This is a genomic window from Cyanobium sp. WKJ7-Wakatipu, assembly GCF_024345355.1.
Classification (GTDB): Bacteria; Cyanobacteriota; Cyanobacteriia; order PCC-6307; family Cyanobiaceae; genus Cyanobium_A; species Cyanobium_A usitatum.
In genome coordinates, this window is record NZ_JAGQAY010000005.1 from 165,563 (window position 1) to 186,482 (window position 20,920).

The window sequence follows — 20,920 nt, forward strand, 5'->3', positions numbered from 1 at the left end:
TCCGATCGCTGGCCAGATCAGGCTGCGACTGCTGCCTTGGGGTCAAGGGCGCCCTTGGCGTAGAGGCCGGCGTAGTAGTTGATGTCGCGCTGCTTGATCTTGCTGGCGTTGCCTGCACACCAGAACTGCTGATAACGATCCAGGCAAACCTGCTTCATGTACTGGCGGGCAGGCTTGTTGAAGTGGCGGGGATCGAAGTTGGCGGGATCCTTGAAGGCCGCTTCCCGAACAGCTGCGGTGAAGGCCAGGCGGTTATCGGTGTCGATGTTCACCTTGCGCACGCCATTGCGGATGCCCTCCTGGATCTCTTCGACGGGCACGCCGTAGGTCTCGGGGATAGCGCCGCCAAACTTGTTGATCATGTCCAGCCACTCCTGGGGAACCGAGGAGGAGCCGTGCATCACCAGGTGGGTGTTGGGGATCGCTTTGTGGATCTCAGCAATGCGGCTGATGGCCAGCACTTCACCGGTGGGCTTGCGGGTGAACTTGTAGGCGCCGTGGCTGGTGCCGATGGCGATTGCCAGGGCGTCAACTTTGGTTTTGGCGACGAAATCCGCTGCTTCGGCGGGGTCGGTGAGCAACTGGCTGTGGTCGAGCTTGCCCTCAAAGCCATGGCCGTCCTCGGCCTCACCCATGCCGGTTTCCAGGGAACCCAGGCAACCCAGCTCGCCTTCCACACTCACGCCGATGGCGTGGGCCACGTCCACCACTTCTTTGGTGACAGCCACGTTGTACTCGTAGCTGGCGGGGCTCTTGGCGTCTGCCATCAGCGAGCCGTCCATCATCACCGAGGTGAAACCGTTGGCGGCAGCACCAAAGCAGGTGGCAGGGCTATTGCCGTGGTCCTGGTGCATCACCACCGGGATGTCGGGATAGGTTTCGACTGCGGCCAGGATCAGGTGGCGCAGGAAATTTTCACCGGCGTACTGGCGGGCACCGCGGGAGGCCTGCAGAATCACCGGAGAGTCGGTCTCACTTGCCGCCTCCATGATCGACTGCACCTGCTCCAGGTTGTTTACGTTGAAGGCAGGGATGCCATAGCCGTTCTCAGCGGCATGGTCGAGCAGCAGCCGAAGCGGAACGAGCGCCATGGGAAAACCTCTCGGGGTCGGGAGTTGAACTGGCGCCGACTCTAGGTGATGCCCCTTGGAGTGCCCTGGGCTGCTCCTAGGCGGGCCAAGTCGCAGCAGCGCTGACTCAGCACTGCCTCGCCCAAGCCAGGCAGCATCGGCCGGCCCTCGCGCACCGCCGCACTCCACCAGCTGTGGATGCGCTCCACCGGCGCAATCCGGCCATCGGCCCAGGTGCGAGCAAAGCTCCAGCGGTCATCAGCCTCCACCTGCCGCAATGGCTCTCCCGCCTGGGAGTGCCACAGCCCAAAGCCATGCACGTAGTCGGCCTGGTTGTCTGAGCCCAGCACGGCGGTGCCTTCGCGGCCGTAGAGCTCCAGCCAGCAGCCCCGGCCCCTGCGGGCCACGGAGGCCAGGTTGAGCTGGGCCGGCACCCTCTGCCCCAGTGGTGTTTCCAGCTCCAGCTGCACCAAGGCGATGTCTTCGGCATCCACCCTGGCCAGGCGACCACTGCCATCGGCTAGGCGACCACTGTCATCGGCCAGGGGCCGCTGGGTAATTGCCGTGCTCAATTGGGCCCTAAGGGAGTGGCTTGGACCCACCAGCCAGTGCAGGGTGTCAAAGGCATGGGTGCCCAGCGCTCCGAGCACCCCGCCACCTTCGGCTGCCTGGGAATACCAGCTCCAGGGGCGCGAGGGGTCAGCTCGGCTGCCCATCAGCCAGTCGTATTTCACTAGCACCAATTCACCGAGGACGCCGCTAGCCAGCAGGTCGGCGAGCTGCTGAAACAGGGGAACGGCCCGGTATTCAAAGTCGACCGCCACGGTTAGCCCCCGCTGCAGGGCCAGCCGTTGCAGGCTCTCGATCTGCTCGGCGTTGAGGGCAACGGGCTTCTCCAGCAGCAGGTGCTTGCCCGCTTCCAGGGCGCGCCTGGCTAGATCAAAACGCGGCCCCGGCGGGGTGGCGATCACGATCGCCTCGACGGCCGGATTGGCCAGCAGCCCATCGAAGTCGCTGTGGCCAGGCAGTTCGGCGCTGCGGCAGGCGGCTTCCAGTCGCTCGGGGCGCGGGTGCCAGAGAGCCACCGGCTCGGTGCCGGGGCAGGCGCGCAATGCGGGTAGGTGCACGGCCTCGCCAAAGCCCAGGCCAGCAATGGCGACCTTCAGCGGGGGAGCGCTCATGAGAGGCCCTCGGCTGCGGTGGCACAAACTTCGCCGATCACGCTGCTGATCAGGTTGTCCCCCGATGCCGGCTGCCATTCAGCTCTGAACTGGGGTAGGCCGTTGATAGAGGTGTCGCGGAACAGCTCCTGGCCGCAGTCGATTTCCATCACGTAGAGATCGGCAAGGGGCCTGGGTTGCTCCTCGCTGACGGGTTTTTGGAAGCGTGTCAGCACCGAAATATTGCCGCCGCGGCTGGTGCGCAGGCTGCCGCCGTCCCACCACTGACGTCCCTCGCTGGTGCTGGCCACCTCATGCCAGTCGACCGGGCCAGCTAGGGCCCTTCCAGGCGTGGCGGCCAGGATCCCCACGACCAGCAACATCAGCAGCAGGGAGTGAGCTGCCCGGCGCAGGCTGCTCATGCCGCCACCGCTTCACGGCAGCCGTGCATGGTCAGCAGGCTGGCCAGGGTTGCCTTGAATTCAGTGCGATCCACGATCGCGTCAACGAAGCCGTGGTCGCGCAGGTATTCGGCGGTTTGGAAGCCCTCGGGTAGCTTTTCGCGCAGGGTCTGCTCGATCACCCGGCGGCCGGCGAAGCCGATCAGGGCCTTGGGCTCGGCCAGGATTAAGTCGCCCAACATGGCGAAGCTGGCAGTTACACCCCCTGTGGTGGGGTAGGTAAGCAGGGGCAGATAAAGCAGCTCTGCCTGGCGGTGCCGCTCCAGGGCGCCGGAGATCTTGGCCATCTGCATCAAGCTCAACATCCCCTCCTGCATGCGGGCACCACCGGAGGCGCAGACAATCAGCACCGGTATGCGCCGGGCGGTGGCGGTTTCGATCAGGCGTGTGAGCTTCTCGCCCACCACCGAACCCATCGAACCGCCCATGAAGCGGAAATCCATCACTCCAAGGGCCAGGGGTAGGCCACTGGTGCGGCAGATACCGGTAACCACGGCGTCGCGCAGGCCCGTGCTCTGCTGGCTGTCGCGGATGCGATCGGCGTAGCTACGCCGGTCCTTGAAGGCGAGGGGGTCGGCGGGAGAGAGGCCGGTATCCATGGGCTCGAAGCTGCCCGGGTCGGCGATCAGGGCGATGCGCTCAGGGCTGTCGATGCGGTTGTGGTGGCCACATCCCTTGCAAACGCTGGCGTTAGCCACCAGGTCTTTGCGATACACCACCAAACTGCATTCCGGGCACTTGCTCCAGAGACCATCGCCCTCCTCCGGCTCCTGGGTGACCCGCACGGTTGGGGCATTTTTCTGGCGATCCGCAAACCAGTCGAATAGCGACATGCGGCGTTTACCAACAGCTCAACCTATTTAAGGCGCTTCACCACACCAGCCCCAGCACGGCCAGCCATAGGTCGTTGCCTAGTAGCCACACGGCGGCTCCTCCAGCTGCAAGGAAGGGGCCAAAGGGAAAGGGCTGGTGCTTGCCCAGCAGGCCGCTGAGCCGGCCGATGCTGCCCAGCACCGCCCCAGCAAACACGGCCAGGATCACGGTGATGCCAAGCCCGGTGAAACCAAGCCAAGCCCCCAGCAGGGCAGCCAGTTTGGCGTCTCCCAGGCCCAGGGCTGGACGGCCGATTGCCTTGTGGGCCAAGGCACTGACCGTTTCAAAGCCAACCAGGCCAACTCCAGCGGCCACCAGATGGTGAAACAGCAGCTCTCGGCCGATTCCGTCACCCTGCTGGAAGCCGATCACTGCTGTCACCGCCAGGCCTAGTAACAGGCCAATTCGGCACAGGGGTTCGGGCAACCAGAGGCGATCGAGATCGATCAACACCAGCGGCAGCAGCCAGCTCAACAGCAGCCAGCCTGCGGCTACCAGCAGCCAGGGCTGGGGCTGGCTGCCCATGGCGCTCGGCTGGGCCAGCAGGGCCGCTACCCAGAGCCCGGCGCTAAGCAGCTCCACCAGGGGGTAGCGGCAGGAGATCGGAGCACCGCAGTGGCCACAGCGTCCCCGCAACAGCAACCAGCCCAGTAGGGGCACATTTTCAAACCAGCGCAGCCGGCTGCCGCAACGGGGGCAGTGGCTGGGTGGCAGCACGACCGATTCCTCCCGAGGCAGGCGCCAGGCCACCACATTGAGAAAGCTGCCCACGCAGGCCCCAAGTAGCGCCACAACAACGGGCACGGCTGGGGAGCTGGCAAGCAGCGGAGCAAGGGCGCTCAAACGGGCCTCAGGCGAGAGGGGGTGAGGACGGTTTGCGGGGTAGACGCAGCCTGGCTGCACCGCTCCGTGCCAGGCGGCCCCGGATCAAATCAATGGGCACAAATTGCTCATCGGGCAGCAGCACCGGCTGGTCGAAAACAATCCTGCCCTGCAATATTGGCTTGCCATTGAGAACCACGCCGGATGGTTCGTGGCCGGCGTGGCCGAGCTCCAAAGACTGAAACAAGATGCGGCGAGCTGCCTGAATCACCAGGCTGCTGTTGATCTGGTCGAGACGCAATGATTCTGCGGCCTTGGTTTTGGCAGCCCCCGGAATCAAAAACGACGGGGAAGGATTCTTCGTGGGTGTGGCGAAGGAGATCGGCCTCACCAAAACGAATGGCAACCCCAGAATAGGGGTTGCCATTGCAATCAGGACAGCTTCTTCTTCTCTTCGATCATGCGATGGATGATCGGCGTAAGGATCAGCTCCATGGCGAAGCCCATTTTGCCGCCATCTACCACGATCGAGGTGGGGCTCGACATGAACGAGTCGTGGATCATGTCGAGTAGGTAGGCGAAGTCGATGCCCCACTTTTCGCGGGCCCCCTTGCGGAAGTGGATGATCACGAAGGATTCATCCGGCGTGGGGATCTCCCGGATCATGAAGGGGTTGGAGGTGTCCACCGTGGAAACCCGCTGGAAGTTGATATCGGTGAGGCTGAACTGGGGGCAGATGTGGTTGATGTAATCCGGCATGCGGCGCAGGATCGTGTCCACCGTGGCCTCGGCCGGATAGCCGCGCTCCTTGTTGTCACGAGCGATCTTCTGGATCCACTCCAGGTTCACGACCGGCACCACGCCAACGAGTAGATCAGCCAATCCGGCTACGTCGTAACCCTCGCCCTTGACGCCACCGTGCAGACCTTCGTAGAAGAGCAGGTCGGTGCCGTTGGGGATGGCTTCCCAGGGGGTGAACTGGCCGGGATCCAGGTTGGTGCCGAGGCGGGCGTTGTGCTCGGCGGCTTCATCAAGGGAGTGAAGGTAGTAGCGCTTCTGGCCACTGCCGGTTTCGCCGTAGGTCTTGAACAGCTCCTCGAGCTTCTCAAACAGGTTTGCTTCGGGGCCGAAGTGGGAGAAGTTTTCACCATTGGCCAAGGCGGTGGCCATGGCTTCCTTCATCGGGCCACGCTCGTAGCGGTGGTAGCTGTCGCCCTCCACCACTGCAGGGGTGATTCCTTCGCGCTTAAAAATGTGCTCGAAGGCGCGCTTGACAGTGCTGGTGCCTGCGCCGGAGGAACCGGTGACAGAAACAACCGGGTGACTCTTCGACATGCGCAGGAATCAACGAAACTGACCGAGAGTTTGGCAGGTCGCCGGCGCCTACCCCGCCAGGGCAGCTAGCAGCTGCTCTCCCATGGCGCGGCAGCCCAGCTGGGTGCAGCCCTCGCCCATCAGGTCGCCGGTGCGGTAGCCAGCGGCCAGCACCCGGTCGACGGCGGTTTCTAGGGCGGTGGCAGCGGCGTCTTGCTGCAGGCCGACCCGCAGCATCATGGCGGCGCTGAGCACCATTGCCATCGGGTTTGCCTTGTCCTGGCGGGCGATGTCGGGGGCGGAGCCATGGATCGGCTCGAAGAGGCCAGGGCCGCTGGATCCCAGGGAGGCGGAGGGCAGCATGCCGATCGAGCCGCTCAACATGGCGGCCTCATCACTGAGGATGTCGCCGAAGAGGTTGCTGGTGAGCAGCACGTCGAATTGGCGGGGATTGCGCACCAGCTGCATGGCGGCGTTATCAACGTACATATGGCTGAGTTCCACCGCCGGGTAGTCGGCCGCCATGGCGGTGACCTGGTCGCGCCAGAGCTGGCTCACATCGAGCACGTTGGCCTTGTCCACGCTGCAAAGCCGGCCGCTCCTGGCCACGGCCAACTCGAATCCCACCTTGGCGATGCGGTCGATCTCGTCGTCGAAGTAGGCCATGGTGTTGAATGCCCGCACCCGCCCCTCAGCCTCGACGCGTCCCTTGGGGGTGCCGAAATAGACGCCGCCGGTTAGCTCGCGCACCACCATCAGATCCACCCCTTCGATCACCTCGCGCTTGAGGGTGGAGGCATCGATCAGGGCCGGGATGATCTTCACCGGCCGCAGGTTGGCGAACAGGCCCAGCGCTGATCTCAGCCCCAGCAGGCCCGATTCAGGGCGCTGCTCCCGGGGCAGGCTGTCGTATTGGGGCGAGCCGATGGCGGCGAGCAGCACCGCATCGGCGGACTTGCAGGCCTCGAGGGTGCTGATGGGCAGGGGCTCGCCGGTGGCGTCAATGGCAACGCCGCCCATGGGTTGCACGTCGTAGACGAGGCTGAAGCCATGGCTGCTGCTGACCGCATCCAGCAGCTGGCGGGCTACCGCCATGATTTCCGGGCCGATGCCGTCGCCGGGAAGCAGGGTGATTCGGTAGCTGGTCGTCATTGGGGGGTGGGGCGCCGCCGGCGAGGCTAGGGCTTGGCCTGCTTCTCCAGCTGCCGCAGGGCTTTAGCTAGCTCAGGCAGCTTGTTGAATATGGCCGAGCTGCGCAGCCAGAGGCGGTTGGAGATGGCCGGATAGCCGCTCACTACCTCGCCGGCGGCCACCTCGCCATGTACCCCGGATTTGGAGCTGGCGATGGCTCGGTCGCCCATCACCGCCTTGTTTGCCAGCCCCACCTGGCCCGCCAAAATCACGCCATTGCCGAGGCGGGCCCCGCCGGCGATGCCCACCTGGGCCGCCAGGGCGCAGCCCTTGCCGGTGCTGACGCCATGGCCGATATGCACCAGGTTGTCGATCTTAGTGCCGGCGCCGATGCGGGTTTCACCTACTGAGGGTCGGTCGATGGTGCTGCCGCAACCCACCTCAACCCCCTCCTCCAGAACTACCTGGCCGGTCTGGGGCATCTTGCGCCAGCCATTGGCGGTGGGCACGAAGCCAAAGCCCTCGCTGCCCACCACGGCATTGGAGTGCACGACGCAGCCCCGGCCCAGGCGGCTGCCGGGGTGAAGAACGGCACCGGCGTGCAGCTCGCAGTCGTCACCGATCTGCACGTCTTCGTAGAGCACCACCTGGGGGTGGAGTACGCAGCTGGCGCCGATCTGCACGTTGGCGCCGATCACGACCAGGGGGCCTAGGTGGGATCCCATGCCAACTACGGCGCTTGGATCGACCACTGCACTGGGGTGGATTCCAGCGGCGGGCTGGCGGCGGGGGTGGAGAGCAGCGAGGGCCTCGGCAAAAGCAAGGCGTGGATCAGCAAGGGCGATCCAGGCCAGGCCCCGCTCCAGGGCCAGCTGCTGCAGGGCTGCGGCCTCGTCGCCGCGGGCTGGCAGCAGGATGGCTCCGGCGTTGCTGCCGGCCAGGGCAGCAGCTAGGGCGTTGCCTGGTTCCAGAAAAGTAAGCTGATCAGCCTGGGCCTGATCTAGGGCTGCCGCCCCGTGTAGCTCGGGGTCGTCAGCGAGATGCCGCAGGCTGGCATCCGTAACTTCACTGAGCTGGCTGAGCAGTTCGCTGAAGCGCATGCCAGGGAAGAGAAGCGGGGCGAATCGTAGGTCCGGCCTTAACGGCTGGTGAGCACCAGCTGGTCGCGGTGCACCACCTCAACGCCGGAGCTGCCCATCAGCTCTCGCAGCTCCGTGCTGCTAAGGCTGGCCAGACCCCTACCCAGTTCGCGCCCATCACTGGCCAGCAGGCGCACCGCCTCGCGGCGCTCGAAATCGCCAACCACCGCTTGCACTCCCACGGCCAGCAGGGAGGCGCCCTGCTGGGTTAGGGCCCTCTCGGCGCCGGCGTCTAGCTGGAGGCTGCCCTTGGGCAGGAGCGCGTGGGCCAGCCAGCCCTTGCGGTCGGGAAGGGGGGTGGGGCTGGGCTGGAACAGGGTGCCGACCCGCTCGCCGGCCAGTAGGGCATCGAGCACGGCGGGGTCACGGCCGTCAGCCAGGCGCACCCGGATGCCGCTGGAGGTGGCTATGCGGGCTGCAGTGAGTTTAGTGGTCATGCCGCCAGTGCCCCACCGACCTCCGCCGCTGGCCACCGATTGCAGGCTGTCGAGCTCGGCCAGGCTGGCCACCTCCTCGATCGGCCGGGCCTCGGCGTCGCTGCGGGGGTCGCCTGAATAAAGACTGTCCACATCGGTTAGCAGCACTAGCTCATAGGCGCCTATCGCCACTGCCACCAGGGCGGAGAGGGTGTCGTTGTCGCCGAAGCGCAGTTCGTCGGTGGCCAGGGTGTCGTTTTCGTTGACCACCGGCACCACTCCCCAGGTAAGCAGCTGCTCGAGGGTGCGGCAGGCGTTCTGGTAGCGGCGGCGGGAGGCCAGATCGCCGCGGGTCAGCAGCACCTGGGCTACCGCCAGCCCACGCACGGCGAAAGCGTCTTGGTAGAGGGCCATCAGCCGGCCCTGGCCCACGGCGGCGGCGGCCTGGAGTGCCACCACTTCGCTGGGGCGCTGCCCCAGGCCAAGGGCTTCGCAGCCCAGACCCACGGCCCCACTGGTAACCAGGGCGATGGTCTCGCCCTGGCGCCGTTGGCGGCTGAGACTGGCAGCCAGATCGGCGATCACCACTGCCGTGGGACGGCCGGCGCTCCCCCGTAGCAGGCTGGTGCCCACCTTGATCACTCGGCGCATGGAGTGGGATGGGGTTGCCATCAGCCCAGGCTGGTGCCCACCAAGTTGGCCAGGCGCAGCTCCAGTTTTTGGAGCCGATCCCGCTTGCAGGGGTGGCCTTGGGGATCGATCGGTTTCACCAGCACGGTGAATAAGCCAAGCCGGTTGCCGGCGATTACGTCCGTAAACAGCCGGTCACCGATCAGGGCGACCTCCTGGTGGGGCAGGTTGAGCTCGGCCAGCACCCGACGCAGGGCGCTGCGGCGTGGTTTGCCGGCGGAAATTGTGTAGGGCAGGTCGAGCTGGGCCGCCACAGCTCCGATCCGCTGGCGGGAGGGGTTGTTGCTGAATAGGTGGATAGGCACCTGCTGCTGCGCCTGCTGCAGCCAGCGCAGGGCGCTGGCGGGCAGCTCCGCCTGGCGGCGGGGCAGCAAGGTGCGATCGACATCGAGCACCAGGGCCCGGATCGGTTGGTCGAGCAGCTCCTGCAGTGGCAGCTCGGCCAGGGTGCACTCCCGCAGCCAGTTAGGGCGCAGCAGCTGGCGCAGCATCAGTCGTCGCCCTCGCGCTCTTCCAATTCAGCCTCGATTCGGGGCTGTACCCGCTCAAACTCCTCGCCTTCCACCAGCAAGGCGCCGTCGCCATTCATGCGGGCCACCACGAAGAAGGGATCTAGGGGGATGTACAACCCGTATTCCAGATCGTCTACGAGGAAGCTCACCAGCAATTCGTAGGTCTCGGAGTCGTCATCAGCGTCTTCGTCGTCATCGAGCTCATCGGGTTCGGGCTCGTCCAGTTCGCCGCTGACGGTGAGGGTGACGGCAGAGCGCACCAGGGTGAGGTCGTGCTCCTGCAGCACCACATCGGCAACCGACAGGATCGGCTCGGTGGCATCGATGGTGTCGATAAGTTCTGGGTCTTCGTCGCCGTCGAGGCGGAATAGGCAGACAGGGGTGTCGACCGGGGTGAGCAGCACGTAGTCGTGGCCATCGAGGGGGATCAGCTGCTCGAGGAAGCAGAGCAGCTGGCGGCCGCGGCTGTCGTGCACGAGCACGGTGGGCACATCGGCGGGGATCTCCGAGCTGGACTGGGAAGGGGGTTCGGAACTCATGGGCTGGAATTGAATCTCTTCAGGATGCTGCAGCGTCGGCCGTCTGGCAGCGTTCGATGGTCGCCGGGAGCACCGGATCGGGGCCGTCCTGCAGCCATTGTTCGAGCAGCAGGGCCGCGGCGGCGCTGTCGAGGGCACCGCTGCGGTCGCCGTGAAGCCCGTGGCGCTCGCCGGCGGCCCAAGTGCTGGCATGCTCATTTACCCAGGCCAGGGGTAGCTGCAGCCGGCGGGCCAGGCGCTCGCCGTAACGCTGGCAGTGCAGGGCCTGGGCGGTGAGCTGCCCAGCCGCATCTAGCGGCAGGCCCACCACCAGGGCCAGCACCCGCCGCTGCTCCACCAGGGTGTTCAGATGCTCTAGGTCGCTGGCGAAGGAGCCCCGGGCCAGGGCCCGCAGGGGGGTAACGGTGAGGCCGAGGGGGTCACAGCCCGCCAGGCCGATGCGCCGTCGCCCAACGTCGAGGGCCAGCACTGAGCGGGGCTGCGGGGCGCCTCTTGATCGGGTCGCGCTCACAACGGCGGGGCCCGGGGGGGTGGGGGGGGCAGGGGTCGGGGGGGGGGGTGCCACTGCTCCCGCAAGGCATCGATTCGCTGGGCGGCCCGTGCCGGGGCCTGCAGCCCTTGACGCCGCCAGACGCTGCGCGCCATCAGCACGCGCTCGCCTTGCTCCTGAGCTCCCAGGTCAGCCAGCCAGCGCTGGCGAGCTTCATCGCGCAGGTCACAGCGCAGCCAGAGGGGTTCGCCGGCGCCGAGGCCGGCTTGGGCCTGGTGCAGCAGCAATTCGGTGGCGGTGCCCACCAGGTGTTCCCAGCCGGGATGGACACTCAGCTCCACATCGTGACCGCCGCCTGGGTGCTCGCCGATCCAGCGCACGGCTGCCACCGCCTGCTCTCGGCTGGGATCCACCAGCATCCAGCCACGGCCGTGGCTCTGGTCGAGCAGATCTTCGACGCGGCGATCGAGCAGCTGACGCAATTGGGCCGGGCAGGCGGCCTGCTCCAGGTGCCAAAGCAGGGTGGCGCTGCGGCGGTTGAGGGGTGTGAGCTGCAGCTCTGCCGGTGCGGGGCTGCTGGCCGAGATAGGGCCGCCGCCGGCAGGGGAGCCAGGCCAGCACCACAGCCGGTCGCTGCGCAAGGGCTGAAAGCCCTGCTCGCGCAGCATTGCCAGGCGGGTGTCATCGAGGGTTGAGGCCGCAGCAATCCAGCTGGCCGCTCCCCGGGCCCGTTGGATTGCTGCTCGCAGCAAGGTGCTGGCCAGTTCATGGCGGGCGGCGCTCGGGGCCAGGCGCAGGTGCTGCATCTGCCAGCAACTGCCACTGCGGTTGAGCCGGCGGCAGATGATCAGCCCGAGCGGCTTTTGGCCGCTGAGAGCCACCAGCACCTGGGGTGCGAGCGAGGGTCTAGCCAGAAGCGCCTGCATAAGCCGCTCGGGCAGGCCCAGCAGCACGGCCCGCTGCAGTACCGGTTGCAGGGGCAGAAAGGCGGGATCGGTGAGTAGGGGTAGGTGCCAGCCAGCCAGGGTTTCGAGCCGCCAGCTATCTGGCCCCGGAGGCTCGGGTGGTGCCGGAAGGGCAGAGGGCGGCTGCAGGATCCCGAGCATGGGGGCGTAACCAGTCAGCCGGGTAGCCCAACTGTATCGGCGCCAGAGTTGGTTGCGGCTTGGCTGGGAGTTAGCCGTGCTGGGGGTCAGCTGGGGCGCACCAGCACCAAGGGGGTGCGCTCGTTGGCATTACCAGCCGGGTTGGGACGCAGGGCCCGCTCCAGCAGGGCTTCATCGCAGCCGGGGCTGGAGGCCAGCACCTTTACCCTGCCCAGATCGTTGACGTCTACCACCGCCACGGCCACGCCCAAGGAGCGGGCCATGGCGGCGCAGAAGGCGGCGGGCTGTAGGGGCCCGAGCACAATCGTTTGGTCGTAGGGGGGCGTGGTGCCGGTGATGTCGTCGATCAGGCGGGCCTGGTCGCCGGCAAGGCGATAAAACCAGCCCTTACTGCCCACCAGTTTCAGGGCCAGGCCAATCAGCCAGGCGCCCAGCACCTGGGCCGGACCGACCACATCGATCAAGGACTGCAGACCGCAGGCGGTGGCCAGGGAGCTGGTGGGGTGGAACCCACGACAGAGCAGCCGGGCCAGGGCGCTGGGTTGAACGGTGGCCGGGTGGTGATAGCGACCCTGCATCACCGCCAGGGGGGTTTCGCCGATGGTGAGCACATCGCCGGGCTGGATCAGCTCGCCGGCGTAGCGGCGCAGCACAGCTTCTGGGTCGTCGAGCACGCCGAGCAGGTGGGTGCCAACTGGCAGCACGCGGCAGCGGTCGCCGTCGCGCCAGCGCGCTGCCTCCGGCGAGATTGGAGTGGGTTGCTGCAGCGGCACCAGCACGCCATCGCGGCGATGGAGGCGGCCGAAGGGGCCGTAGTTGACCCAGAGAATTTCCAGCCAGAGGGTGTCGAGCAGCTGGTCTAGGAACTGGCCCGGGGCGCCGTTCAGGCTGATCTGGATGCGGGCGCTGGTGCTCTTGCGCCCCTTGACTATGTAGGCGGCCCAGTAGCCATCAGGGCGGGCTTCCTCATCCGGATGCAGGGCCTCGATCCGACTCGACACCGTGACGCCTGCCAGGTCGCCCCGACCCAGCAAGGTGGGCCGCAGCTCGATCTCCGGCACCATCACCTCCATGCGCTGGTGGGGGTTGTGGATCGTCACCATGCCGGAGACGGTGAGGCCATCGCTGCCAGCTTCGACGCGGAAGTCTTCAGCGCGCAGCCGCAGCGGCGAGGCGGGGCGCAGGCGATGGCGAAGCTCCAGCACTACCAGGGTGAGGCCCAGCAGCAGGGCCAGCACCAGCAAGAGCTTGAGCAGAACCAGGGCGGCAAGCGAGGAGGCCATGGGCGAAGGCGCCAATTGCGACGAGGCACGAATCGACGGAGCGTAAATGGCCTAGTGGTCTTAATTTCGCGCCATCACGGAATTGGTGATCGGCATGCGCAAGACCTTCGTGCTCGACACCAACGTGCTGCTGCACGATCCGGCAGCCCTGACCCGCTTTGAAGACAACAACATCCTGATCCCGATCGAGGTGGTCGAGGAGATCGACCGCTTCAAACGTGATCCAGCTGAAAAGGGACGCAATGCCCGCCAGGTGTCGCGGTTGCTGGACGCTCTGCGCGCCCATGGCAACTTGGCCGATGGGGTTCCCAATGGCGAACAGGGCGGCACGCTCAAGGTGGTGTTTTGCCGGGCCGAAACCCTCAGCCAGCTGCCGCCCGAGCTCAAGGGCGGCAGCGGCGACAACAACATCCTGGCGGTGGCCCTAGAGGAGCAGCGCCTGCAGGCGGTGCTGGGTAGCCAGCCGCCGGTGGTGCTCGTTACCAAGGACACCAACCTGCGCATCAAGGCTGATGCGGTGGGCTTGATCGCCCAGGACTACACCAGCGATCGGGTTGACATCGGCGACCTATACCCCGGCTTCTGTGAGGTGTGGGTGGATGCGGAGCAGATGGATCGGGTCAAGCTGCCGCCAGGATTGGCGGTGGAGGGCCTGGTGCTGGAGACGCCTCTGCAGGCCAATGAGGGCGTAACCCTGATCGATCGGGCCCAGCCGGCCCACACCCTGCTGGCTCGCTACAACGCCGCCACCGCCAGCCTGCAGCCGCTGCAGCGAGCGCCCAAGGCCAAGCTCGGCCGCATCCAGCCCCGCAACCGGGAGCAGACGTTTGCCCTTGATCTGCTGCTGGATCCCAGCATCCAGCTGATCACCCTTGTGGGCAAGGCCGGCACCGGTAAAACCCTGCTCGCCCTGGCCGCTGGGCTGCACCAGGTGGCCGACGAGCGGCTCTACGAGCGCCTGCTGGTGACCCGCCCGGTGATTTCCCTCGGCAAGGAGATCGGCTTTCTCCCAGGCGATCTGGACGAAAAAATGGGTCCCTGGATGCAACCAATCATCGACAACCTCGACTTTCTGCTCGGTGGCAGTGAGGAGGAGGGGCGGGGTGCTGCTCGGGCTGGCGGCAGTCACCGCGGGCCGCGCAGCAATTGGACCGACCTCAAGGGCATGGGCCTGCTCGAGGTGGAGGCGATCAGCTACATCCGCGGTCGTTCGATTCCGCGCCAATTCATGGTGGTGGACGAGGCCCAGAACCTCACCCCCCACGAGGTGAAGACGATCGTGACTCGGGTGGGCGAGGGCACCAAAATTGTGCTTACCGGGGATCCTTACCAGATCGACAATCCATATGTGGATGCTGAAAGCAACGGCCTCACTTGGCTGGTGGAGCGCTTCAAGGGCCAGCGGCTCGCCGGCCACGTGACCCTGCTGCGGGGTGAACGCAGTGAACTGGCCGAGCTGGCTGCCAATTTGCTGTAGCGCGGCCAGTTTCTTTTACTGGGGCTGGAAGACGACGTTCCAATCCTGCTTCATATCCACAACTAGCCAGCCCTGCTGGGGCGCCTCTTTTAGGGCTTCTACAAGCTTGCCTGTGCTGTTCGTCTTGGCGTCGTAGGCATACTCACGTTCAGCATCGGTGTGATGGACGATCAGCCCTAAACTGGGGCGAGGATTATTGATCGTGGTGTACTGCAACATGGCGTGATCGCCATCACTGTTGCCACAGCAAATCACAGGTCTGCGGCCGATAAACTGATGGATGCCAACTGGCTTGCCGGCCTTATCGTTTACAAACAAATAATCGAGGGTTTTGGTGATTACTGGTTTGCCGTCCCGTAGTTCGAATACGGCCCGCGATGTTGAGCCAACTACTTGTTCTGGTGGTATGCCGTAAACCTGTTCCACCCAAGCCCGCATAAAGTCGGCGCCGCCACCTGAAACAATGAAGTTCTTAAAGCCGTTATCGCTTAGATAGCGAAGGAGCTCCTGCATGGGTTGATAGGTGAGCTCGCCATAGGCCTTGCCATAGCGCGGATGGTTGGCCGATGTAAACCATGCCTGCACGGCATCTCGAAATTCTTCTACTGTCATGCCTGCATGGGTGATCGCCAGGATCTGCATCAGGCCATCGAAATGTTTGCCTTCCAGAAGTTTTGCAAGATCGCCATCCAAGGCAGCTTGCACCATGGGGTTTGAAGTAAGGCTCGGCTCGGTGAGGATGCGCTGTCTCAGTTCGTCGATGGCAAAAGCCACCTGAAAAGGCAGCGGATTTTCTGGCCAGAGTGTGCCGTCATTGTCATGCACTGCAATGCGTTCGGCTGGAGGCAGGTATGCGGGTGAGTCTTTATTTATGACTTTAGCGATGAATGCAACGATAGCTTGTTTGACCTGCCCTTCATTCCAGGAGGGCAGCGGATCTGCTTGGCGAGAGACGTCGTATAGTTTTGTTTGGGCTACACCGTAATCGCCTATTTGGTAAAGGCTCACGGAGGCTGTTTGGATGCTAAAAGACTCAAATGGCTCTGCAATTAAAGCGTCAACAAAATCACTTGTGGCAATGCCTAGGGTCAGATGGGGCTGGTAGTTCGGGCCGGTTCGCGTATCGCTAAAGTTGTTCACGTAGTCAATAGTTGCCTGGCTGATTGCGCCGCCGTCAAGACGAGGCGCAAAGGCATCACTTGTGCCGTATTTCACGGCAAATGGCGCGATGGCAGCGATGATTTTTTGCTGGAGTCGGTGCTGCTCGGGAGTCGCCTCGATGTTGAATCCCACTAATTTTAGATTCTCGCTGGCTATTGCAAAGTAGCCAGTTGCTTTGCCCTCAATATTGATCGGCGGCTCACTTCGCAGCAAGTTGGTCACGGCATCTGCTACTTGGCCCAGATCTACAGCTTTTATAAATAACTGGAGAATGGTGATGTGAGGGGCGTGGTTGGCATCTAGGGGGAAGCTGGCTGGGTAGTTTTCTCGCAGCCGCGCGTTTATCGCCTTTGCTTTCTCAACCGTGGCAGCATTTGGTTCCAGCAGGACGTTGATTGCAATCAGGGGCATCGGCGCAGTACTGCGAGTAGCAGTCAAAAGTTTGAGCCTATTTTCGCCGGCCGCTCGCCTGGCTCAACAATCCAGGCAAGCGCGGCGTTCAGTGTCGCTGATATCACCGCGCTCGCGCTGCCATTGGCGCCGGCGCAGCTTTTCGTAGGCCTGGCAAAACTCTTCGCCCAGGGCCTGGCGCAGGGCCGAGTCTGCCTTGAAGGTATCGAGGGCCTCGCCGAGGTTGACCGGCAGCCTGCCGCAGCTGCCGGGCTCCAGGGGGTTGGCGTAGTTGTCGTTGTCGCTGCGGGGGCCAGGATCGAGCTGACGCTCAATGCCATCGAGTCCAGCCGCCAGGATTGCTGCCTGCAGCAGGTATGGATGGGCGGCACCATCGGGCAGGCGCAGCTCTAAGCGCTGGTCGTCGGGGATGCGCACCATGTGGGTGCGGTTGTTACCGGTGTAGCTGATGCCGCCCGGACTCCAGGTAGCCCCAGAGGTGGTGGGTGGGGCAGCGAGGCGCCGATAGCTGTTCACCGTGGGGTTGCTCAGGCAGCTCAGGGCCGGCGCATGGGCCAGCAGGCCAGCCAGGAAGTGGTACGCAAGCGGCGATAGACCGAGCTCGCCGCTGGGATCGTGGAACAGGTTGCGGCCCGCTTGCGAGCTGCCAGCGGCGCCCCACAGGGAGAGGTGGGTGTGGCAGCCATTGCCGGTGAGGGCGGCGAAGGGTTTGGGCATGAAGCTGGCCCGCAGCCCCTGCTGCTCCGCCAGGGACTTCACCATCACCTTGAAAAAGGCGTGGCGATCGGCGGTGGTGAGGGCGTTGGCGTAGGTCCAGTTGACCTCAAATTGGCCGTTGGCATCCTCGTGATCGGCTTGATAGGGCCCCCAGCCCAGCTGTTCCATCGCCTCGAGCAGGGGGCCGATCAGGGGGTAGCGGCGCATTAAGGCCAGTTGGTCGTAGCAGGGCTTTTCCTGGCTGTCGGCGCTATCGCCGATCCGCTCGCCGCTGGGATCGAGCAGGAAAAACTCAGCTTCCACGCCGCTGCGTAGCTCCAGCCCCCGCTCAGCGGCCCGCTCCAGCTGGCGCCGCAGCAGGCGGCGGGGGCACTGCTCCATCGGCTGGCCATTGAGCTGGAGCTCGGCCGCCACCCAGCCCACCCCCGGCTGCCAGGGCAGGGGGGTGAGGCTGGCCGCCGCCGGGATCGCCATCACGTCGCCATCGGCTGGTGAGAGATCCAGCCAGGCCGCAAAGCCGGCAAAGCCGGCCCCATCGCGGGCCATTGCGTCCACAGCCGAGGCCGGTACGAGCTTGGCCCGCTGGATGCCAAACAGGTCGGTGAAGGAGATCAGCAGGAAGCGGAGCTGCAGCTCCTGCATTCGCTGGGCGAGATCAGACATGGGAGGGCTGCTGGAGGAGGGTTTCAACGATGCGGCTCAGCTGCCGCTGCTCGGCAGGACTGCTGTGGGGGTTGCCGGCCCGGTGGCCGAGCTCCGAGGGGATTACGTGCAGCTCAGCGCCGGGGATGGTATCGGCGTCGGCGGCAAGGTCGTCGAGCGGGAAGTAGAGGTCGTGGCTGCCGGCCACCACGGCGGTGCGGGCGGTGATGCGGCCCAGGCTTGCGGCTAGGTCGCCGCCGGCGGCCACGTCGTGGGCCAGCCAGGTGTCGAGCATGGCGATCAGATCGCGGGGGTCATGGCGTTGGTAGTGGGGCAGCCAGTGCTGCTCCACGTGGTCTTCCACTAGCTCGGCGAGGCTGCGGAAGAAGGGCTGGCTGGCGGCCCAGCTGGCGTAGATCAAGGCATAGGTGAGCAGCCCCTGCTCCGGCGTCGCGTTGAAGCCGCTGCCATTCCAGTGGCGATCGGCGGTGAGTGCCTGGCGCAGGCTGAGCAGGAACAGGCGGTTGTGGGGGGAGGTGCGGGCCGTGCCGCACACGCAGCAGATCCGCTCCACTGCCTCCGGGTGATCGACGGCCCACTGGTAGGCCTGCTGGGCCCCCATCGACCAGCCGTAGATCAGGGGGAGCCGTTCGACGCCGAACACCTCCGCCAGCAGTCGCCGTTGGGCGGCGACGTTGTCGCGGTGGCTCACCACCCAGCCCTGTTCGGCCAGGCCCATGGCGCCGTGGCTGGGGCTGCTGGAGGCGCCGTTGCCAAATATGCCGGCGATGACGATGCACCAGCGCTCTGGATTCAACACGGGCCCCGCCAGCCAGGCCAGATCCTCGGGCCTGGCCCCATAGGAGGTAGGCACCAGGATCAGGTTGGAGCGCTGGGCGTTGGGCTCACCGATCTTGAGGTAGCTGAGCTGGGCCGCAGGCAGGGTGTGGCCGCAGGCCAGGGGAAAGTCACCCAGGCAGTGCTGGCTGGCGCTCATGCCGGCAGTGCGAGGGCTGGCAGGTTGCGCAGCAGGCGGCGGTGCACCGCCAGGTAGCCCCGATCGCAGTGGCGCAGGTGCGGGGCGATGGGGCCGTGGGCGGCGGGCAGGGCGTGGAAGGGGAGGGAGGGGTAGAGGTGGTGTTCGGCGTGGAACGGCATGTTCCACATCAGCCAGCGCATGGCGGGGTTGGTGCGGGTGGTGCGGGTGTTCTCGGTGCCGTCGCTGCTGAAGCTGCAGCCGCTGTGTTCAGCCAGCAGCAGAACCCGCAGCAGGGGCTGGCCCAGCGCCAGGGGCAGCAGCCAGAACCACAGCAGAAAGCCCGTGCCGCTCAGCAGGGAGGTCAGGGCCAGGGCTGCGTAAACGGCGAACTGCAGCCGCACCGAGCGGCGCACCTGGGGAATGGCCTCAGGGCTCAGGTAGCTCAAGTTGCTTAGGTCTCCCCACAGCAGCCGGGCGTAGCCGCCCCACTTGCCGCTCCACCAGTTCCAGCCACTCACTTCGCGCAGGTAGGCCCAGGGATTGGTGGGCACGGGATCCTCCAGTTCGGGATCGAGTCCCGGTTGGTGGGTGTAGCGGTGGTGCCACTGGTGGTAGCGCCGGTAGTAGGTGGAGTTGTAGAAGCTCAGCAACCCGGCGAACCAGGCCACGGCGTCGTTGACGTGGCGGCTGCGGAAAGCCGTGCGATGGCAGCACTCGTGCAGGGGCGCGAAGCAGGTGGCCAGGCCGATGCCGCACACCAGCAGCCCCACCAGCCTCAGAACCAGGGGCCAGGGTTGCTGGCTCCACACCAGGCCGCCCGCCAAAGTCATCAGCAGGTGGCTGGCTAGGCGCACGGCTGCGGGGCCATCACGCAGCTGGTTGAGGCTGGCAAGCGCATCGCGCTCCAGCAGGGGTGGGTTGGATTGGGCCATGGGCCCTATCCCACCAGCCCGGGGGCCCCGGCTTCGGTAGGCGATGTGACCGTTTGAGGGTCTTGCTGGGCGCCCTGGGGTTGGAGGCTTTTAATCTCCCCGACGTCCCGGGAGGGGCCGAGGAAGGCCCCCTGGCCCAGGCGTACCCCCATCGCCAGCAGTTCCTGACGGGTCTCCTGGTCGCCCACGAACTCAGCCACCACCAGGGTCCCGAGTCCCTTGGCCAGCTTCACCACCGCCTCGATGATCAGGCGGTCGGCGGGGTCGTGTTCCGTGCCCAGGCCGCGCACGTATTCCCCGGCTATTTTGAGCAGATCGACGGGCAGATGTTTGAGGTAGTAGAAGCTGCCGAAGTCGGCTCCGAAGTCGTCCAGCGCCAGCCGGCAGCCGAGTTTGGTGAGCACCCGGCCCAACTGGCGGGCCCGTTCGAGGTTGGCCATCGCCACCGATTCCGTGAGCTCAAAGATCAGCAGCTCGCGGGGGAAGCGGGTGCCTGCCAGGTGGGTTTCGAGGAACTGGGCGAAACGATCCCCCTGCAGGGATGCGCCACTGATGTTTACCCCTAGGGCGATGGGTTGGGCCTGGTTCATTTCCTCCAGCAGGGTGATGGCTCGCCCGGTGACCCACTCATCGATGTCGATGGCCATGCCGAAGCGTTCGGCCGTGTAGAGGAATACCGCCGGGGGAATCAGGATGCCTCCGGGGGCCCGCAGCCGGATCACCAGCTCGTAGAAGGCCACCGCATCTGTTTGCAGATCGATCACCGGTTTGGCGTGCAGCACGAAGCCGTCGTGGTCGAGGGCTTCTCGGATGCGCTCCGACCACAGCAACCGGGCCGTCACCTTTTCGTGCAGGCCGCTGTCGGTGGCAAATACCTTGACGCAGCCACGGCCCGATTCCTTGGCCTGGTACAGGGCCAGGTCGGCGTTTATCAACACGTCGTCGGCGCACTGGCCATCGTCGCTGTGGAAACTTGCCACCCCGCAGCTGGCGGCCACGGTGATGCCTTGGCCTGCCCCCTCCACAACCACAGCACCTATGGCCTGGAGTAGCTTTTCGGCGTGGGTTTCGGCCTCGTTGAGGCTGGATTCCGGTAGCAGCACGGCGAATTCATCGCCCCCCAGTCGGGCCACCAGATCGGTTTCGCGCGAGTTGCCGGTGAGTGCGGCGGACACCGCGATAATCAGGGCATCGCCGGCGGCGTGGCCGTACTCGTCGTTGACGCTCTTGAAGTTGTCAAGGTCGAGCATCAGCACGGCGCCTCCGCCGCCATGGCGGCGGTCTTAGGCCAGTTGGCGGTCGACGTCGATGCGGAAGCGGCGCTGGTTGTATAGCGAGGTGAGCGGGTCGTGGTCGGCGAAGTATTCCAGCTGGCCGACGAAATGCTTGCGCTCGGATATGTCGTGCACCTGCACCACCCAGGTACCCTGGCGGCTGCCATCAGTGTCGTGGCCCTGGGCAACCGTTACTAGGAGCGTGTTGCACATAGATCAGGGCAAGGCCTCTCCACAGACGCCCTGAAATCTGCCCAGATCCCAGTGTCAGCAATGAATCAGGACGAGAGAATGGGTCATGGTCAAGCCCAAGTCCTTCCG

The 20,920-nt window shown here is 65.3% G+C and carries 22 protein-coding genes and 1 pseudogene; 1 reads left to right on the top strand and 22 read right to left on the bottom strand.

Annotated features, from left to right (window positions below; translation table 11 throughout):
- Window positions 1–17 precede the first annotated feature (17 nt).
- The 15 genes from fba to KBY83_RS05285 form a co-directional block, all read right to left on the bottom strand.
- A complete protein-coding gene (gene fba / locus KBY83_RS05215; RefSeq protein ID WP_106501579.1) occupies window positions 18–1,091 on the bottom strand; it encodes a class II fructose-bisphosphate aldolase in 1,074 nt (357 codons plus the stop codon).
- A 41-nt stretch (window positions 1,092–1,132) separates the two neighbouring features.
- Window positions 1,133–2,251: a Gfo/Idh/MocA family protein gene (locus KBY83_RS05220; protein WP_255018605.1), complete on the bottom strand. Its 1,119-nt coding sequence runs from the start codon at window positions 2,249–2,251 to the stop codon at window positions 1,133–1,135.
- Window positions 2,248–2,652 carry a hypothetical protein gene (locus KBY83_RS05225; RefSeq protein WP_241518080.1) on the bottom strand — a complete coding sequence of 135 codons (405 nt, stop codon included), beginning with the start codon at window positions 2,650–2,652 and terminating at the stop codon, window positions 2,248–2,250. The genes KBY83_RS05220 and KBY83_RS05225 overlap by 4 nt, the downstream gene beginning before the upstream one ends.
- Window positions 2,649–3,524: an acetyl-CoA carboxylase, carboxyltransferase subunit beta gene (gene accD, locus KBY83_RS05230; RefSeq protein WP_255018606.1), complete on the bottom strand. Its 876-nt coding sequence runs from the start codon at window positions 3,522–3,524 to the stop codon at window positions 2,649–2,651. The genes KBY83_RS05225 and accD overlap by 4 nt, the downstream gene beginning before the upstream one ends.
- Before the next feature lie 37 nt (window positions 3,525–3,561).
- Window positions 3,562–4,368 carry an A24 family peptidase gene (locus KBY83_RS05235; protein ID WP_255018607.1) on the bottom strand — a complete coding sequence of 269 codons (807 nt, stop codon included), beginning with the start codon at window positions 4,366–4,368 and terminating at the stop codon, window positions 3,562–3,564.
- 46 nt (window positions 4,369–4,414) lie between these two features.
- Entirely contained in the window at window positions 4,415–4,813 is a 399-nt protein-coding gene (locus tag KBY83_RS05240; RefSeq protein ID WP_255018608.1) for a hypothetical protein, read from the bottom strand.
- A 5-nt stretch (window positions 4,814–4,818) separates the two neighbouring features.
- A complete protein-coding gene (locus KBY83_RS05245) occupies window positions 4,819–5,721 on the bottom strand; it encodes a phosphoribulokinase (protein ID WP_255018609.1) in 903 nt (300 codons plus the stop codon).
- 48 nt (window positions 5,722–5,769) lie between these two features.
- Window positions 5,770–6,852, bottom strand: coding sequence for a 3-isopropylmalate dehydrogenase (gene leuB, locus KBY83_RS05250; protein WP_255018610.1), 1,083 nt, complete (start codon window positions 6,850–6,852; stop codon window positions 5,770–5,772).
- Window positions 6,853–6,878: 26 nt separating this feature from the next.
- The gene (gene lpxD, locus KBY83_RS05255) at window positions 6,879–7,931 is read right to left on the bottom strand and encodes a UDP-3-O-(3-hydroxymyristoyl)glucosamine N-acyltransferase (RefSeq protein ID WP_106501584.1); all 1,053 of its coding nucleotides are present in this window, start codon (window positions 7,929–7,931) and stop codon (window positions 6,879–6,881) included.
- A gap of 38 nt (window positions 7,932–7,969) precedes the next feature.
- Entirely contained in the window at window positions 7,970–9,058 is a 1,089-nt protein-coding gene (gene proB, locus KBY83_RS05260; protein WP_255018611.1) for a glutamate 5-kinase, read from the bottom strand.
- Entirely contained in the window at window positions 9,058–9,567 is a 510-nt protein-coding gene (locus KBY83_RS05265; protein WP_255018612.1) for a YqeG family HAD IIIA-type phosphatase, read from the bottom strand. The genes proB and KBY83_RS05265 overlap by 1 nt, the downstream gene beginning before the upstream one ends.
- Window positions 9,567–10,127, bottom strand: coding sequence for a DUF3727 domain-containing protein (locus KBY83_RS05270; RefSeq protein WP_106501587.1), 561 nt, complete (start codon window positions 10,125–10,127; stop codon window positions 9,567–9,569). The genes KBY83_RS05265 and KBY83_RS05270 overlap by 1 nt, the downstream gene beginning before the upstream one ends.
- A 19-nt stretch (window positions 10,128–10,146) precedes the next feature.
- Window positions 10,147–10,638: a Holliday junction resolvase RuvX gene (gene ruvX, locus KBY83_RS05275; protein ID WP_241518083.1), complete on the bottom strand. Its 492-nt coding sequence runs from the start codon at window positions 10,636–10,638 to the stop codon at window positions 10,147–10,149.
- A complete protein-coding gene (locus KBY83_RS05280) occupies window positions 10,635–11,723 on the bottom strand; it encodes a GNAT family N-acetyltransferase (protein ID WP_255018613.1) in 1,089 nt (362 codons plus the stop codon). Before KBY83_RS05280 ends, ruvX begins: the two co-directional genes overlap by 4 nt.
- Window positions 11,724–11,809: 86 nt before the next feature.
- Window positions 11,810–13,006, bottom strand: a complete 1,197-nt coding sequence (locus tag KBY83_RS05285) for a F420-0:Gamma-glutamyl ligase (RefSeq protein ID WP_255018614.1) — start codon at window positions 13,004–13,006, stop codon at window positions 11,810–11,812.
- Window positions 13,007–13,100: 94 nt separating this feature from the next.
- Between KBY83_RS05285 and KBY83_RS05290 the strand changes: the two genes are divergently transcribed.
- Window positions 13,101–14,483, top strand: a complete 1,383-nt coding sequence (locus tag KBY83_RS05290) for a PhoH family protein (protein WP_255018615.1) — start codon at window positions 13,101–13,103, stop codon at window positions 14,481–14,483.
- A gap of 15 nt (window positions 14,484–14,498) precedes the next feature.
- Here the strand turns inward: KBY83_RS05290 and KBY83_RS05295 are convergent, their stop codons facing one another.
- The 7 genes and pseudogenes from KBY83_RS05295 to KBY83_RS05320 all read right to left on the bottom strand — a co-directional run bounded on the left by KBY83_RS05295 (window position 14,499) and on the right by KBY83_RS05320 (window position 20,812).
- Window positions 14,499–16,055, bottom strand: coding sequence for a haloacid dehalogenase-like hydrolase (locus KBY83_RS05295; protein ID WP_255018616.1), 1,557 nt, complete (start codon window positions 16,053–16,055; stop codon window positions 14,499–14,501).
- Window positions 16,056–16,118: 63 nt separating this feature from the next.
- The gene (gene glnT, locus KBY83_RS05300) at window positions 16,119–17,435 is read right to left on the bottom strand and encodes a type III glutamate--ammonia ligase (protein WP_255018617.1); all 1,317 of its coding nucleotides are present in this window, start codon (window positions 17,433–17,435) and stop codon (window positions 16,119–16,121) included.
- The gene (locus KBY83_RS05305) at window positions 17,428–18,411 is read right to left on the bottom strand and encodes an alpha/beta fold hydrolase (RefSeq protein ID WP_255018618.1); all 984 of its coding nucleotides are present in this window, start codon (window positions 18,409–18,411) and stop codon (window positions 17,428–17,430) included. The genes glnT and KBY83_RS05305 overlap by 8 nt, the downstream gene beginning before the upstream one ends.
- Window positions 18,408–19,325 carry a fatty acid desaturase gene (locus KBY83_RS05310; protein ID WP_255018620.1) on the bottom strand — a complete coding sequence of 306 codons (918 nt, stop codon included), beginning with the start codon at window positions 19,323–19,325 and terminating at the stop codon, window positions 18,408–18,410. The genes KBY83_RS05305 and KBY83_RS05310 overlap by 4 nt, the downstream gene beginning before the upstream one ends.
- Before the next feature lie 5 nt (window positions 19,326–19,330).
- A complete protein-coding gene (locus tag KBY83_RS05315) occupies window positions 19,331–20,167 on the bottom strand; it encodes an EAL domain-containing protein (protein ID WP_315858946.1) in 837 nt (278 codons plus the stop codon).
- A gap of 42 nt (window positions 20,168–20,209) precedes the next feature.
- Window positions 20,210–20,584 (bottom strand): annotated as a pseudogene (locus KBY83_RS15400) (GGDEF domain-containing protein); the annotation flags it as partial.
- A gap of 24 nt (window positions 20,585–20,608) precedes the next feature.
- Window positions 20,609–20,812: a hypothetical protein gene (locus KBY83_RS05320; protein WP_255018622.1), complete on the bottom strand. Its 204-nt coding sequence runs from the start codon at window positions 20,810–20,812 to the stop codon at window positions 20,609–20,611.
- Window positions 20,813–20,920 lie beyond the last annotated feature (108 nt).